Raw genomic sequence first — 15026 nt, 5'->3', positions numbered from 1 at the left:
TAGCTCCTCTCTATAAACTACCTACTGGTTGGTTTTTACTTTGATAAATCTTCCAACGACGTTGAATTTCCGCCGGTGGCGTGACTTTTGGTGCGCCTGGTGCTAATAACCAAGTAGCCGCTTGATGAGTCTCAGAGACTTTAAACAAAGGTGGTGCTTGTTCGGTGTCAATTTTCATTGCAAATTCATTCCGAGGATAAAAGGCATCCCCAGTTGGCGGATCTAGCAAATCCGGTGGTGAACCAGGAATCGCATAAAGCTCTTGGCCCTTTGTATCTAAGGTCGGCATTGAGCTTAACAATCCCCAAGTATAAGGATGTTGTGGATTGTAGAAAATTTCGTCAGCCGTGCCGACTTCAATAATCCGCCCACCGTACATCACGGCTACTCGATCTGCCACGTTGGCAACGACCCCTAAGTCATGGGTAATAAAAATAATCGATGTGGCAATTTTTTGTTGAATTTCTTTCATCAAATCAATGATTTGTGCTTGAATTGTCACGTCTAAAGCTGTTGTCGGTTCATCAGCAATTAAAACTTCGGGGTAACAAATCAATGCAATCGCAATTACGATCCGTTGACGTTGACCACCAGAAAACTGATGGGGATAATTTTTTAAGCGTTGTTCTGCATTTGGGATTCCGACTAAACGCAATAACTCTAAAGCACTAGCTAAGGCGTCTTTTTTCGAGATCTTTTTATGTTTTCTTAAAGATTCTGCTACTTGATTACCAATATTCATCGTTGGATCAAGGGATGTCATTGGATCTTGGAAGATCATCGCAATGTCTTTTCCCCGAATTTGTTGCATGGCTTTTTCAGATTTTTTAACTAAGTCTTCTCCTTTGAAAAGGATTTGACCTTGATCGATATTAGCATTATTTGATAATAGGCGCATAATACTGCGGGTTGTAACTGATTTACCAGAACCGGACTCACCAACAATCGCTAGTGTTTCCCCTTTTCTCAAGTCAAAGCTGACACCACGAATGGCGTGAACTTTACCTGCGAAAGTATCAAATGAAATATGTAGATCTTTAACTTCTAATACTTTTTCCATTCTCTCACCCATTCTAATCATTCATTTTTGGATCGAAGGCATCACGCATGCCATCGGCTAATAAGTTAAAACAAATCATAATAACTGATAGTACAACTGCTGGTGCCCACATTAAGTGTGGCAAGAAGCGGAAGGTTTTATACCCTTCACTTAAAAGCATCCCTAAAGATGAGGCTGGCGGCGTTAAACCAAGACCGATAAAGCTTAAGAAGGCTTCAAAGAAAATCGCTGAGGGAATACTAAACATCATTTGCACGATAATGACACTAGAGATATTCGGTAAAATATGTTTGATGGCAATTTTCTTTTGGGATTCCCCTAAAGTAGTCGCTGCTAAGACATATTCTTGGTCTTTGATTTTCAAGGTTTGAGCCCGGACAATCCGCGCCATTGTAATCCAGCCGGTAATAACCATCGCTAAGATAATTGAGAGCATTCCTGGTTTGAAAATCGTTAACATCAAAATCATCACAACTAAGTTTGGAATGCCTGAGAGGACTTCTAAGATCCGCTGCATGATGTTATCCGTTCGGCCACCTTTCATCCCCGAAATCATACCGTAAGTCACACCGAAAGTTAAATCAAGAAAGGCTGCTATAAAAGCAATCATCAGTGATGCTCGGGTGCCCATTAATAAGCGGGATAATAAATCACGGCCTAGGCCATCTGTTCCTAAATAGAAGCGAACATCATCTGGAACTTTTGCCATGGCGTATTTATCGACTCGTTTATTAGCCACAACGGCTGTTCCGTTGAAACCATTAATGTTCACACCAGGAATTTTTGGTGGCAAGTTAATAAACTCAATGTTTTGTTTCGTTGGATCGTGAGGTGATAACCAAATTGAACCAAAAGCAATCAATGTCACTAAACATAAAATGACTAAAGAAATGACTGCGCCTTTATTTTTCTTCAGACGACGCCATGAATCTTGTAAAAAGTTTAGTGACGGTGCGGCAATCCGCTCCCGTTCTAAATTAGATGACGTATCTAAAGGTTCAAAACTATCTGCTGGTAATTGTTTAATATCGATTTGTTCCATTAGCTTTTGCCACCTCCTGATACGCGAATTCTTGGATCGATTAAACCATATAATAAATCAACAATTAAGATAACTGTCACTAACATCGTTGAGAATAAAATTGTAACTGCCATAATGGTTGGGTAGTCGTTCGTAATGATTGACTTAACAAACTGCTCACCAATTCCGGGAATGGCAAAGATATTTTCAACAACTAAAGATCCTGTCATTAAAGCCACGGCTAAGGGGCCTAATAACGTAATCAACGGAATTAAACTGTTTCTTAAGCCATGACGGAAAGCAACTTGCCAACGGCTTAACCCTTTGGCTCTAGCTAACTCGATATAGTCAGTACTTAAGACTTCAACCATCTCTGTTCTAATGAAGCGGGCAGAGTCAGCTAAAGGCGACATGGCCAGAGCCATTGTCGGTAAAATCGTTGAAGCGAAACCTTGGTTCCACATGGCGATTGGTAAGATTTTTAATTTAATCGCAAAGACGTATTGTAGTAGGACGGCGAAAACAAAGTTAGGAATTGAACGACCTAAAATTGCAATCAAGGTTGCCCCTGTATCAATCCACGTGTTTTGTTTCATGGCGGCAATTAAGCCTAAAATAATCCCGACGAAAGTTCCTAAGATAATTGCTTGAATCCCTAATTGTAATGAGGGTCCAATCCGATTAACAAGTAATTTAGATACCGGTTGGTTTTTGAATTGGAAAGATGTTCCAAAATCTAATTTAGCAATATTTTTCATGTAAATACCGTATTGAACAATGTCAGGTTTATCTAAGCCAGCTTGTTTATTCAGCATTTCAATTTGTTCTGGGCTTAGTTTTTCTTGATTGACATAGGGTGATCCGGGAATTGATTTCATTAAGAAAAAAGTTAGGGTCGTAATTAACCACAGTGTGATTAACATAAATCCAACTCTTTTCAGAAAATACTTAGAAAAGTTTTTCACAGTTAAAACCTCGACTTTCACTATTATTTTGACAACTATTGGTAAATCCATTAAAGTTATGAGTATCATAACTAATTAGAGCTTTTAACTTAAACACTCTGATTAAATCTAAAACAAAGCGAGTTCATCCGATGACATTAATAAAGAAATTTAGCGCTAGTGTTCTAGCAATTACTAGTATCACCCTTCTTTACTTACTACTATTCAAAAAAGAGCTAACTATTCTTAGTGTTTCCAATAGCTTCTTCATGATAGGTATCGTCTTTTTAATGATTGCTGCTTTTATAGGGATCTTTATCTCTGGTTTCTTCGACAACTTCCAAGCAAATCTGAAAGCCGCCTTAGCCCGGCGGAAAAGCAACGAACCAAAAGATTATGTAAAAACTTCTGAAATTTTCTCAAAACAACCGATTTACTGGTTGAGTGTAGCTGCTTTTTATTTGATCATTGCAGTCTTGTTACTTTTTTTCATCCCATGATTTTAAAAAACCTATAACCTTTTTCAGGGTTATAGGTTTTCGTGTATTACGAGGTACTAATCAACTTTGTAAGCCCATTTGTAATCATAGTGTGCTCCCGCAGGATGAATTGCCACATCTTTGATTTTTGCTGTTCTTAAATGAGCTTCAGCTTTTTGGTACAATGGCACGACACCCATGTCATCCATAATTAATTTTTCAGCAGCTTGTAAGTTCGCCCAACGTTTCGCTGGATCACTAACATTTGTTGTGGCTGATTCTAGGGCTTCTTTATCGTAGGCTTCATTAAAGTATTTACCACGGTTATAAGAGCCTTCTTTCATAAATAATTCGATAAAGGTAATCGGATCAGTGTAATCACCACTCCAGCCACCTAAAACCATATCGAAGTCTCCTTTGTTACTACGTTCTAGACGAACAGCAAAAGGTACAGGACTAACGTTCACTGTCACACCTTCTAAGTTTTCTTTCACGACACCTTGAATGTATTCAACGACTTTTTTAGATGAATCTGTATCAGATGAGAGTAAATCGATTGTTAATTTATCAACTTTCAACTCTTCTTTAGCTTTAGCCCAATACTCTTTGGCTTTGTCAGCATCATGTTCTAAGTAGTTGCCACCTTCTTCAGCGAAGTCTTTTTTCGTATCTGGATTAAATGACATCTCTGCTGGCACTAAACCTCTTGAAGCAACAGAACCGTCACCTAAGATTTGAGTTGCTAAAGCATCACGATCGATTGAATAAGCAATCGCTTTACGTAAGTTCACATTTTTAAATGGTGAATCTGCTTTAATTTGGTTTAATTCTAAGTAGAAGGTACTTGCTAATTTCTCAATGACTAATTCAGGATCTTCAGCCATTTGTTGAGCTAACTCACCAGTTAAAATCGCATCTTCGATTTGACCGTCTTGGTATAAGTTCAAACCAGTTGAGGCTTCTTTAATCACTTTTACGTCGATTCGGTCTAATTTAACTGTGTCTTTGTCCCAATATTCTTCGTTTTTAACGTAAGCCCACTCGCCATCTGTTCCTGGTCCATCAAATTCAGCTAAAGTGAATGGTCCGTTATAGACCGCTTTTTCACTTGTTGTGGCAAAGTCTTTGCCAAACTCTTCAACGACTTTTTGATTTTGCGGGAAGTATTGTTTGAAGGCTAATAAGTAATCGAAATATGGGACTGGTTTTTCTAACGTGACTTCTAGTTCGTAATCACTAATTGCTTTAATTCCTAGTTCGCTTTTCTCTTTATCGCCAGCGGTAATTGCCACAGCATTTTTAACTGGTGAGAAGATTGACGCGTATTCTGAGGCTGTTTCTGGGTCAACTGTCCGTTGCCAAGAGAATACGTAGTCTTTGGCAGTCACAGGGTCACCATTAGACCATTTTGATTCTTTCCGTAATTTAAATTTATAAGTTAAACCATCTTCACTGACTTCAGCAAATTCTTCTGCTCCAGCAGGTTGCGGTTGGCTTTCTAAATCTAAACGATAAAGACCTTCATAAGTATTCGTAATCGCACGTGCTCCAATAACGTCTGTTGCTAAAGATGGATCGGCTGTCGGCATCTCTTGCTGTTCAATCACAGTAAAAGTTTGCTCCGCTGCTAAATCCGTTGTTTCCGCATCCTTACTTTTCGACGTATCTGTTGCGCCTTTATCTGTACCGCCACAAGCCGCTAATGTTAGGGCTAAAGCTGATACGAAACCAAAATAAACTAACTTTTTCATTTTCATGTTGTTTCCCCCTTTTGACTATTAAAATACAATTAGAATACACAAACAATTTAATTAATATAGTATAACATTCCTCATCTAATTGCAATCATTTTATGTCTATTTTTTCACCAGATAGACCGAAAGACCATTTAAACAACCTTTAAAACAAGAGTTCTTCTCAGAGTCTCTTCTGTTTACACAGAAATAAAAGAGCTTAAATTAGAATTAACTAATTTAAGCTCTTTTTTAATCACGGGATTCCGTTGTGACACCGACTGTTAACCAGTTATTTTCAGTGTGATAGTTCCAATCCCAACCTGTCACCCGATTATGAACTGGCAGGATAGCATTACGATACAAAGTTGGTATCACATAAGCTTGCTCATTAGCATAACTTTGCCAGTCAGCAAAGGCTGTTTTACGATACTCTAAATCAAAGGCTTCTTTCGAGTTAATTTTTTGTAACAACTCGTCATGTTCTTCGGAAGCATAGCGAGTGTAATTAAATGCCGCATTACGACCGTAAAACTTCCCAGGACTTGGTTCTGCCCCGGTCGCCCAGGCGGCTTCAAAAATATCAATTTCTGGATCATCGGCTTTCAACTTATCGTAAAAAGATTGAAAATCAATTAGACGTCCTGTGGCTAATTCAACATTTAATCCGACATCTGCCCATTCTTGAATATAATTTTCCGTCATTGGTTGGGCAATGTCTCCACCACCTGACATACTAGCAAAGTTAATGACTAGTTCGTTCCCCTCAGGATCTTCAACAAAGCCATCCCCTGTGACATCTTCATAGCCAGCTTCAGCTAATAGCTCTCGGGCTTTCTCTTTATCTTGAGGGAATCCAAGTTGGCTCTCATCATGAAAGACTGGAAAGACCGGTGGAATAAGAGTTGTCCCTCGGGATCGTAAGCCATGGTAAAATCTTTCAGCAACACCGTCGTTGTCAAGGGCGTAGCCCATCGCTTGACGTAAGTTTTTATTCGCCATTTTTGCTGACTCATTTGGTTCAACTTCACCTGTTTCTTCATTCAAGGTTCCTAGCTTAAAACCTAAGTATGTGTAAGCGTAGTCCAATCGTCCTAAATATTCGTAATTAGGAATGACACTATAGACATCATAGTTACCCGTGGGCATCGACAAGACAATATCATAATCTTGGACTTTTAAAGCCTCAACGATTGATGTATCTGGCACGACACTTATCCGAATATTCTCTAAGTTAGGGGTACCACCGTAGTAATGCTCATTAGGAACATAAGTTATTGCCTCCCCTGGTGTCACAGTCTCTACGACATAAGGGCCGTAGTGGACAGGCTGTAAACGAACTTCATCTGAGGCTTCCATTTCTGAGACTTCTAAGTGTTCTAAGTAATGTTTTGGTAAGGCTCCATTCCAAATACCACCACCTAATTGCAAGTGACCAGGGTTAACTTCTTTGTACTCAATCGTGATGGTCTGGTCATCTACTTTAGTAATCCCGGAAATACTATCAACATCCCCATTGTGATACTCTTCGATCCCAACAACATTTCTAACTTCCTCAGTGAATCTCACACCTGGATAGTCTGGATGACCTAAGACTTCATAAGAATAAATTAGGTCATCTGCTGTTAAGTCTGTTCCGTCTGACCATCTGACTTCTTCTTGAATCCTTAAGGTTACACTTCTGCCCTCAACATCTAAATCCATTTTGACGATGCCTTCATCAGTAATACCGAAGTTTTCATCGGCACTAAAGATTCCTTCTCTAATTGGCCCCATTAGTTGACCATCATAAGTATCAGAAGAAAATTCAAGGTATAACATGTTTGTAAAAGCTGAGTCTGTCACCATTCCAACGTCTAAGGTGCCACCTTCAATTGGCTCATCTGTATTACTAACGACAATCGGTAAGGCTGAAACATCCACTGGATCGGCCTCTTCTTGGGTCTGCTGCCCACCTTGACAGGCACTTAAAACAAAGAGACTTACGAGGCTTAATCCTACTGCTTTTAACTTACTTTTTTTCATCATCAATCACCCTTTCACTGACTTTAACAACTCACTAAAATCCAGCAACAAAGTTTGATTAAAGTTGATTTTGTCAACTTTTTAATCGCGAGTCTCAGAACTTAAACCAACGTTTCCCCAGTTAATACCGTCACGATTAATATGCTGCCAATCCCAACCAGTGACTCTTTCATGAACTGGCATTAGTGCATTTCTAAATAAGGAAGGCACAACATAAGCTTCTGCCTCAGCAAAGGCTTGCCACTTATCAAATGCCGCTTTCCGGTGACCAACGTCAAAAGACTCTGCCGAATCAATGTCTGCAAGTAATTGATCATGTTCCTCACTTGCATAACGGGAAAAATTAAAATTTGCTTGGCGACTATAAAAACTTGTTGGTGAGGGGGCCGTTCCCGTTGACCAAGCTGCATCGAAAATATCAATGTCCGGGTCATCGTTACGAATCTTATCATACATCGCGTTAAAATCAGCTAACCGTCCGCCAGATAATTCGACTCGTAAACCGATTTCAGCCCATTCTTGAATATAATAATCTGCTAAGGGTTGGGCGGTTTCGCCACCTTCTCTAATTAAGAAATTAATCGTCAAAGGTGCACCATCGGGGTCTTCCACATAACCATCACCAGTTACATCAACATAACCTGCCTCTGCTAAAAGTTGGCGAGCCTTTTCTTGATCTTGAGGATAACCTGCTAGCTGATCGTTATGAACACTTCCGAAAGTTGGAATAATCAAACTCGTGGCTCGGGTGCGAATGCCATAATAAAACCGTTCACTAACTAAATCTAAGTCTAAAGCATACATCATCGCCTGTCGTAACTCGCGACTGGCCATTTTTGACTGAGGGTCATAGTTAACTTCACTTGTCTCTTCATCCCAAGTTCCTAGTTTAAAGCCAAAGTAAGTATAGGCTAAATCTTCCCGTCCTAAAATTTCATAACCTGGTAATTCTTGGTAAGTTGGATAAACATCTGGAGGCATGGAAATGACTAAATCATAACTTTTCGCTCGTAAAGCTTCAACGATCGTAGCTTGAGGGACACTGTTAATGACAATCTTCTCTAAATGGGGCTGAGAGCCGTAGTAATGCTCATTAGGTATGAGTTCCACTGATTCTCCTGGAACGACGTTACTCATGGCATAGGGTCCAAAATGAAGGGGTGTCTTACGGACTTGATTAGAAGATTCCAACTCTTTAATCGGAATATCCCCTAAATGATGTTTTGGTTCCGCTGTCCCCCAGATTCCACCACCTGACTGAAGCATTGTCGGACTGACTTCTTGGTAAGTAATTCGGACAGTTTTTTCATCGATTTCTTCAATCCCACTAATAGAATCAGCCTCGCCGGCATGATATTCTTCAATTCCGACGATGTTGCGTTGGTGAGTATCATAGCGAACCCCTGTATAATCTGGATGACCTATAATTTCATAAGCGTAAATAATATCAGCTGCTTTTAGTGGCTCTCCGTCAGACCAGGCTGCTTCTTTCTGGATTGTTAAAGTGGCTTGTTTCGCCTCTTGATCAAAGTCTAAGGCGACGACCCCATCATTTGTTATTAAAAAATCTTCGTCAAAAGAAAAGAGCCCTTCATTCGCTGGGGACATAAAGGAACGATCAAAAAAATCAGTGTTTAAAGCTGGTGAAAAAAGACCAACAAACTGCGTATCAGTGACAATGGCGACTTCCATCACCCCTCCTTCAATTGGTGGCTCTTGGTTTGAGACAACAATTGGAAATTGGTTAATATCAACAACAATAGCGGCATCTTCAGCTGGCTCATCAGCTTCCTGAGTGGTGTTACGACAACCGGCAATGACTAAGCTTAAAATCAACAACAGCCCAACTTTTTTTATGAGGTGTTTCATAGTTCTCCACTCCTTCCATTTTGACCAAAGGCAACATTAAAATTCCGTTAAAATATTATCTCCATACTAAAGTATTTTTTAATCTAAATCAACAAATAAAACTAGTTTTTAAGCTGACAAACGTGATTAAATCAACCTTTTAAGAGTCACACCAAAACATCTTCAAGCGATTATTAAACTTATGTCAATTAGCTGATTCCAAACGATCTTTGTCAGCGGATTTCACTTTTTTTGCTTAAGTGCAAAAAAAAACAACTTAGCAAAATTTCTGCTAAGTTGTTTACTTATTTATTTAACGTTTTTCCGCTGTTACACCAATTGATGCCCAAGGGTTATCATTTAGTGTTTGGTGCCAATCCCAGCCAGTTACACGAGTGTTTAAAGGCATTGTTTCATTTCGGTAAAGGGTTGGTATAACAAAGGCTTCTTCTACGGCATATTCTTGCCAGTCATCGAAGGCTTTTTTACGGAATTCTGGATCAAATGATTTTTTCGAGTTGATGTCTTTTAACATTTTGTCATTTTCTTCAGAAGCAAAACGTGAGTAGTTAAATGGTGATGTTCTACCATATAAGCCTGATGGTGATGGGTCAGACCCTGTACTCCAAGCTCCTTGATAAATATCAATTTCAGGATCATCATTTTCTAATTTGTCATAGAAAGCTTGGAAATCAATTAGACGGCCAGTTGATAATTCAACATTTAAGCCAATCGCTTTCCATTCTTGCATATAGTAATCTGCTAATGGTTGAGCAGTTTCGCCACCTGACATTGAAGCAAATTTGATGACTAATGGTTTCCCCTCTTTATCTTCAACAAAACCATCATCGTCAGTATCTTTGTAACCAGCATCAGCTAGTAATTTCTTCGCTTTTTCTTGGTCTTGAGTGTAACCTTCAGCTTTATCATTGTGGAATGATTTAAAGACTGGTGGGATTAGTGTTGAAGCATTTGAACGTAAACCATTGTAGAATTTTTCTCCTACGACGTCATTGTCAACTGCGTAACCCATGGCTTGACGTAAGCTCTTATCAGCCATTTTTGAATTTTCATCCATCTTAACTGAGTTGCTTTCTTTGTCCCATTTACCTAGTTTGAAACCTAAGTAAGTATAAGACATTTGCTCACGACCTAAAACTTCGTAGCCTTCTAAGTCCTTGTATGTCGGGTAAGTGTCAGTGCTCATTGACAGAACCATGTCATATTTTTTAGCTTTTAAGGCTTCAACAATTGAGGCGTCTGGTACTGAACTGAAGACAATTTTTTCTAGTTTTGGTTTTTCACCATAGTAGTGCTCGTTAGGTGTGTATTCAACAGATTCACCTGGTGTGATTTTGCTCATTTTGTATGGACCAAAAGTCACAGGTGACTTACGAACAGCATCTGATGATTCTAAATCTTTCACTGGAATGTCTTTTAAGACATGTTTCGGTGCGGCATAACTCCAAACACCACCACCAGCTTGTAACATCGTTGGGCTAACTTCTTTGTATTCGATGGTAATTGTTTTATCGTCAACTTTTTTAATTCCTGAAATAGTATCAGATTTACCAGCATGGTACTCGTCCATCCCGATAATATTAGTAAAGGTTTCGTCATAACGAATCCCTGTATAGTCTTTATGACCGATGATGTCGTAAGAATACATAATATCCTCAACAGATAATTTTTCACCGTCTGACCATTTAACGTCTTTGTTTAACGTTAAAGTGACTAAGTTTTTATCTTGGTCTAAGTCCATTTTAACTGGCCCATCATTCGTAATAACGAAATCTTCGTCAGTAGAGAATAATGTTTCATGAGAAGGTCTCATGAAGTGATCATCATAAGCATCTTGGTATAACTCCCAAAGGAATAAGCCTTTGAATTGAGTATCAGTAACAACAGCTACGTCTAATGTGCCGCCTTCGATTGCCTTGTCAGTGTTACTAGCAACAATCGGAAACTTAGATACATCTTCTGTGGCTGTTTCGGCATTGTCTTTGCCTTTGTCTTTACCTTTGTCGCCACCTGAACCACAGGCTGCTAGTGTAAGTGTTGCCACTGTCGCCATTGTCAGTAAACCTAAAATTCTTTTCTTTTCCATACATTTGTCCCCCTCTTAATAAACAATAAACTTTCGAATCATTAAAAACAAATTAGACTCTGTATTGATTATATTATACGAATTCTCATTTAATTGCAATCATTTTATGCTTTTTCTCTGTTTTTTTATCAAGTAAACGTTTTATTGTGTCAAATAAGGGAAATATTCAGATAATTCACTCGGTATATTTTGTTCAATTGGTTCATTTTCTCATATTTCACTCATAATCTGATATTTATAAAATATAGTTCTTTTTTACGATACAGCTATACAATAAACTAAATTTTTGTTATATTTTATTTAAAGGGGGTGTTTATGAAAATGATGAACTAAAAGCTTTTTTAATCCTTTATCACAACAAACTAAAGAAAGTAGGAATTTATCCTATGAGAAAAATAAGTCAGTCAATCTTTGTATTAGTTATTTTATTAATCATTAACAGCTCTATCACCTTGGCAGAAACTATTTTTCCAGAAAACTCTGTAACCTCAAGTTCAATTCAAGAAGATACTGCTACAACAAGTTCGCAAATTGAAGCAATTGAAAAAGAAGATACTGATGAATTATTAAAACAAAAAGAACTTCTTCTAACAGCTATGGATATAGATAGTAGTGATAAGATCACGCCAAACCACATCGCTAACTTATTGTATTCTTTTGCCTTTAACAAAAAAGAAGGCGCTTTTTTATGGCAAGTTCTTGGGGTGGATTTTAACGCACCAATGTCTAATGACCCGCAATATTTAACGGACCTCGCTTGGTTTGAGCAAGCTTCAAAAGAAACATTAGTCTTGGCTAATGGGAATCAAGCCTTTTTCTTAAAACACCCGACTAGCGACAAAACAGTTATTATTGCCCATGGTTATCGAGGAAATGCAAATTTAGTTGGGCCTTGGGCTAAATTGTATTATGATTTAGGGTACAATATTTTGGCACCGGACGCTAACGCACACGGGAAATCTCCCGGTCAGTTAATTGATTTCGGCTGGCTAGAAAAAAACAACTATCGAGAATGGATCAATTCAGTGATTACAAAAACCTCGGCTGATAGTGATATCATTCTTCACGGATTGTCAATGGGAGCCGCAACTGTTTTAATGGCTGCTGGCGAAGAATTACCAAGTAATGTTAAAGGTATTATCGCCGACTCAGCTTTTACTTCCCTGACTGATCAACTAACTTACATTAGTCAAATAATTACTAACAACCCATCAGAAATCGGTGAATGGTTGGGTTTAACTGAGGAAAATCTCAATTTGGCTTTGCCACTAATAGACAAACGTCTTCAAGCCGAGCTTGGTTTTTCAATGCGAACCGCTTCAGCAGTTAATCAAGTAAAAAAAGCGACTGTTCCCATTGGCTTAATTCACAGTCGAGATGATAGCTTTATCCCCTACAGCTCTCAAGAAATCATCTTCAATGCCACTGCAAGCGAGAAAAAACACCTCTGGGATGGAACAAGTGGGAATCATATCGGTAGTATTCATTACAATCGCAGCAATTATCTAACAACTCTTAAAAACTACCTCGGCTTATTTAGTGGCGAACAACCTGGTTTTCAAGAAATAATTACAGATATGATTTATTTTCATGATAGTAACGGGCTAGAACTTCATGAACCACTTCTCAAAAGAGGTCGGGCTTTTGAAGCCTATCAGATTGAATTACCTGTTATTCCAGGATACGACTTATCTGAGGCAAGCCAAACTGAATTTATCTTTGGTGAAAGTGATCAAGAGCATACTTTAATATTTACAAAAACCGACCTGCCACTGGACTCAGACAGTACACCACCAATCATTAGTAGTTCTGATTCAACTGTTGAAACAAGTTCTTCTAGTAATGTTAGAAGCACAAATAGTAGCCAGTCACCTTCTAAAGACTTGCCTAAAACAGGTGAAACAACTTCAGTTATCCCTTTGTTAATAGGTCTGTTATTAGTTAGCTTAGGATGCTCTCTTAAAAGAAAAGTTTTTTAAAACAAAAATCCCCCTTCTAGGAAATAACTCCTAGAAGAGGGATTTTACTTAATTATCTTTTTTCAGCTGAAACACCAACATTAGCAAAGGCGCTAAAGTTAATGTGGCTCCAGTCAAATCCTGTTACACGTTCATGAACTGGTAAAATTTCATTACGGTAAAGTGTTGGAATAACGAAAGCTTCGTCAGCAGCGTAAGCTTGCCATTTATCGAAAGCAGCTTTACGGAATTCTGGATCAAATGATTTTTCTGAATCGATGTCTTTTAATAACGCATCGTTTTCTTCAGAAGAGAAACGTCCGTGGTTAAAGAATGAGTTAGAACCGTAAAGACCTGTTGGTGATGGGTCGTTACCTGTTCCCCAAGCTCCTTGGAAAACGTCGATTTCTGGATCATCATTTTTAAGTTTGTCATAGAATGCTTGGAAGTCGATTAAACGACCTGTTGATAATTCAACATTTAAACCAATGTCATTCCATTCTTGCATGTAGTAATCTGCTAAAGGTTGAGCAGTTTCGCCACCTGACATTGAAGCAAATTTGATAACTAATGGTTTACCGTCTTTATCTTCAACGAAGCCGTCACCGTCAACGTCTTTAAAGCCAGCATCAGCTAATAATTTTTTCGCTTTTTCTTTGTCTTGTGAGTAACCTTCAACTTCTGTGTTGTGGAATGTTTTGAAAACTGGTGGAATCAATGTTGTTGCGTTTGAACGTAAGCCGTTGTAGAATTTCTCGCCAACTTCATCGTTGTTCACAGCATAGCCCATTGCTTGACGTAAGCTCTTGTCGCCCATTTTAGCATCTGGGTTACTTACGACTTTTTCGCCGTCCCATTTACCTAATTTGAAGCCAATGTAAGTGTATGACAACTCTTCACGACCTAAGTTTTCATAACCTTCTAAGTCTTTATATGTTGAGTAGATATCAGTTCCCATTTTAAGAGCGATATCGTATTTTTTAGCTTTCAACGCTTCAACTGCTGAGGCAGATGGAATACCAGAGAAAACAATTTTATCTAATTTTGGTTTTTCGCCGTAGTAGTGTTCGTTTGGAACGTATTCAACCGATTCACCAGGAACGATTTTGTTCATTTTGTAAGGACCAAAAGTAACTGGGCTCTTACGAACAGCATCAGATGAAGCTAAGGCTTTTGGAGCAATGTCTTTTAAGACATGTTTCGGTGCAGCGTAAGTCCAAACACCACCACCAGCTTGTTGCATGCTTGGGCTCATTTCTTTGTATTCAATTGTGATTGTTTTATCATCAACTTTTTTAATACCAGAAATTGTGTCAGCTTTACCTTTGTTAAATTCTTCCATACCAACAATGTTAGTGAAAGTATTATCGTAACGAACACCTGTGTAATCTTTATTACCAATGATTTCATATGGGTAAATTAAATCATCAACAGTGACTTTCTCACCATCAGACCAAACTAAGTCTTTTTGTAATTTGATTGTTGCCATTTTTTTCTCATTGTCTAAGTCCAGTGAAGCTGGTCCGTCATTAGTAATAACGAAGTCTTCATCTGTTGTGAATAATTGTTCGTGTGATGGCATCATGAATTGCGCATCGAAGTTATCTTCATATAATTCCCATAAGAATAATCCTTGGAATTGTGTGTCCATAACTACGGCAACGTCAAGTTGACCACCGTCGATTGCTTTTTTGTCATTTGAAACGGCAATCGGGAATTTTGAAACATCGGCTGTTTCAGTTTCCTTGTTTTCACCAGACTTGTTGCCCCCGCCACAAGCTGCTAGTGTTAACGCTGCAACAGTTGCCAACGTTACTAAACTTAAAATTCTTTTTGTCTTCATACTTCTTT

The 15026-nt window shown here is 38.5% G+C and carries 10 protein-coding genes; 2 read left to right on the top strand and 8 right to left on the bottom strand.

Annotated elements, in window-relative coordinates; translation table 11 throughout:
• Positions 1–10 precede the first annotated feature (10 nt).
• From CBF35_RS06860 to opp3b, 3 genes are read right to left on the bottom strand one after another with little or no spacing between them, the layout of a single operon-like run.
• Positions 11–1060 (bottom strand): ABC transporter ATP-binding protein, encoded by a 1050-nt coding sequence (locus tag CBF35_RS06860; RefSeq protein ID WP_126779441.1) that lies wholly within the window; start codon positions 1058–1060, stop codon positions 11–13.
• A gap of 13 nt (positions 1061–1073) precedes the next feature.
• Positions 1074–2102 carry an ABC transporter permease gene (locus tag CBF35_RS06855; RefSeq protein ID WP_126779439.1) on the bottom strand — a complete coding sequence of 343 codons (1029 nt, stop codon included), beginning with the start codon at positions 2100–2102 and terminating at the stop codon, positions 1074–1076.
• Positions 2102–3046, bottom strand: coding sequence for an oligopeptide ABC transporter permease (opp3b, locus tag CBF35_RS06850; RefSeq protein ID WP_126779437.1), 945 nt, complete (start codon positions 3044–3046; stop codon positions 2102–2104). The genes CBF35_RS06855 and opp3b overlap by 1 nt, the downstream gene beginning before the upstream one ends.
• A gap of 131 nt (positions 3047–3177) precedes the next feature.
• Between opp3b and CBF35_RS06845 the strand changes: the two genes are divergently transcribed.
• Positions 3178–3525: a DUF3899 domain-containing protein gene (locus tag CBF35_RS06845; protein ID WP_126779435.1), complete on the top strand. Its 348-nt coding sequence runs from the start codon at positions 3178–3180 to the stop codon at positions 3523–3525.
• A gap of 56 nt (positions 3526–3581) precedes the next feature.
• Here the strand turns inward: CBF35_RS06845 and CBF35_RS06840 are convergent, their stop codons facing one another.
• From CBF35_RS06840 to CBF35_RS06825, 4 genes are all read right to left on the bottom strand, one after another.
• On the bottom strand, positions 3582–5255 hold the full coding sequence (locus tag CBF35_RS06840) for a peptide ABC transporter substrate-binding protein (protein WP_126779478.1): 1674 nt from the start codon (positions 5253–5255) through the stop codon (positions 3582–3584).
• Between the two features lie 234 nt (positions 5256–5489).
• Positions 5490–7262 (bottom strand): oligopeptide ABC transporter substrate-binding protein, encoded by a 1773-nt coding sequence (locus CBF35_RS06835; RefSeq protein ID WP_170174732.1) that lies wholly within the window; start codon positions 7260–7262, stop codon positions 5490–5492.
• Between the two features lie 81 nt (positions 7263–7343).
• Positions 7344–9131, bottom strand: a complete 1788-nt coding sequence (locus CBF35_RS06830) for an oligopeptide ABC transporter substrate-binding protein (protein ID WP_126779431.1) — start codon at positions 9129–9131, stop codon at positions 7344–7346.
• Between the two features lie 292 nt (positions 9132–9423).
• A complete protein-coding gene (locus CBF35_RS06825; protein ID WP_126779429.1) occupies positions 9424–11217 on the bottom strand; it encodes an oligopeptide ABC transporter substrate-binding protein in 1794 nt (597 codons plus the stop codon).
• 386 nt (positions 11218–11603) lie between these two features.
• On the opposite strand from CBF35_RS06825, the gene CBF35_RS06820 reads away from it, so the two are divergent.
• Positions 11604–13196 (top strand): alpha/beta fold hydrolase, encoded by a 1593-nt coding sequence (locus CBF35_RS06820; RefSeq protein WP_126779476.1) that lies wholly within the window; start codon positions 11604–11606, stop codon positions 13194–13196.
• A 52-nt stretch (positions 13197–13248) separates the two neighbouring features.
• On the opposite strand, the gene CBF35_RS06815 is transcribed toward CBF35_RS06820, so the two are convergent.
• Positions 13249–15018, bottom strand: coding sequence for an oligopeptide ABC transporter substrate-binding protein (locus CBF35_RS06815; protein WP_126779427.1), 1770 nt, complete (start codon positions 15016–15018; stop codon positions 13249–13251).
• Positions 15019–15026: the final 8 nt, after the last annotated feature.

It is taken from the genome of Vagococcus salmoninarum (assembly GCF_003987495.1).
In the GTDB taxonomy this organism is placed as follows: Bacteria; Bacillota; Bacilli; order Lactobacillales; family Vagococcaceae; genus Vagococcus_D; species Vagococcus_D salmoninarum.
This window is presented reverse-complemented; position numbering and strand designations above follow the sequence as displayed.